Below are 1,504 nucleotides of genomic sequence, written 5' to 3' on the forward strand. Positions count from 1 at the left end.
CCGGACGAGGCCGCCTGGGAAGCGGAACGCCGGGCGCACCTGATCTACTGAGTCTCAGACCTCCGCCACGCCCTTGCCGACGGGGATCAGCGACAGCATCGCCAGCTTCACGTGCTGCCACGCGAATGGGATGCCGATGATGGTCACGGCCAGTCCCGCCGCGAGCACGAGGTGGTGCAGCGCCAGCCACCAGCCGGCCAGCAGCAGCCACAGGATGTTGAGCAGCACGCTCACCGCCCCGGTGTCGCGCTCCACGATCACCCTGCCGAACGGCCAGTAGCTGAACCCCGCGATCCGGAACGCCGCCGGCGTCCACGGCAACCCTATGATGGTGATCGCCAGCAGCACGCCGGCCAGGAGCCAGAGCGTGCCGGAGATCCAGCCGCCCAGGACGAACCAGAGGATGTTCAGCAGCAGTCGCATGGCGGGACCGTGCACCAGGGCGCGGTGCAGGTCCAATGGCGCCCGATCTACCCACGGCCCGGCCGCCGCCGCCGCGCCCGCCGCGTCACAGCCCCGATTTGCGCCATCGTCGCCCGCACTTTTGTCTCCGACGCTCCATCCAGCCGCATCAGCTTCTGTTCGTTCAGGATGAAGTCCCGCTCGTCGCAGGCCTTCGCCACGGCCGCCGCGAACCCCGGCCGTGACTTGAGCCACCCGTACAGCGTCACGCGGTGCGGCATGCCCCGCCGCTTCGAGAGGCTTCGCAGCGAGTCGCCCAGCCGAATTCGCTCCACGATACGCGCGGTGAGCTTCGGCGTCAGCTTCCGCCGCGCCGCCATCCGCCGCCGGTGTCCCGACAACTTGGCCGCCGCGTAGGCGCCGGCGAAGTCGGGATCGGCCGCCCGCCACCGCCGCAGGACATACGGGCTCGGCGCCCCGGACCCGCCAACGGGCTCGCCGCGCACCACCCGAACCAGCCAGGCGTCGGCCGCCTCCTCCGCGTAGACCAACCGCCGATAGCGCCGCGCATAGCCGATCGCCTCTCGCAGGGCCGCCGCTATCGCCCGCGTGGTGCGCGCCCAGATCGCCACCCTCGAGCGGGCAAAGGCGAAGCTGGCGGCCGACATCGTCCGCCGCCTCCAGGCCCAGCCCGATCTGCTCGCCCGCTTCCGGCTGCTGCTCAGCCTGCCCGGCGTCGGCCCCATCGTCGCCGCCACGCTGGTGATCCGCATGCCCGAGCTGGGCGCCATGCGCCGCGGCCAAGCCGCCAGCCTCATCGGCGTCGCGCCCTTCGACCGCGACTCCGGGCAATGGAAAGGCCTGCGCTTCATCTCCGGCGGTCGAGCCCGGCCCAGGCGGATGCTCTACCTCGCCGCCTTGCAGGCCAAGCGCTGCAGCCCGACCCTGAAGGCCTTCGCCGAGGGACTCCTCGCCCGCGGCAAGCCCGCCAAGCTCATCACCGTCGCCGTCATGCGCAAGCTCATCGAAGCCGCCAACCTCGTCCTCCAACGAGGCCAGCCCTGGCTAAAGCAGCCCGCCACCTAACATGGTTGCTCCACCA

At 71.2% G+C, this 1,504-nt stretch carries 3 protein-coding genes; 1 reads left to right on the forward strand and 2 read right to left on the reverse strand.

Annotation, left to right across the window (positions count from 1 at the left end; all coding sequences use genetic code 11):
- Positions 1-54: 54 nt before the first annotated feature.
- Complete coding sequence (locus VGD44_RS20895; RefSeq protein WP_414694701.1) at positions 55-459, reverse strand: YccF domain-containing protein; 405 nt, start codon at positions 457-459, stop codon at positions 55-57.
- Between the two features lie 11 nt (positions 460-470).
- Positions 471-1,034: a hypothetical protein gene (locus VGD44_RS20900; RefSeq protein WP_331090312.1), complete on the reverse strand. Its 564-nt coding sequence runs from the start codon at positions 1,032-1,034 to the stop codon at positions 471-473.
- Between VGD44_RS20900 and VGD44_RS20905 the strand changes: the two genes are divergently transcribed.
- Complete coding sequence (locus VGD44_RS20905) at positions 1,015-1,488, forward strand: transposase (RefSeq protein ID WP_331090313.1); 474 nt, start codon at positions 1,015-1,017, stop codon at positions 1,486-1,488. The two genes, VGD44_RS20900 and VGD44_RS20905, sit on opposite strands and share 20 nt — an antisense overlap.
- Positions 1,489-1,504 lie beyond the last annotated feature (16 nt).

The sequence above is a fragment of the Phenylobacterium sp. genome, assembly GCF_036402295.1.
In the GTDB taxonomy this organism is placed as follows: Bacteria; Pseudomonadota; Alphaproteobacteria; order Caulobacterales; family Caulobacteraceae; genus Phenylobacterium.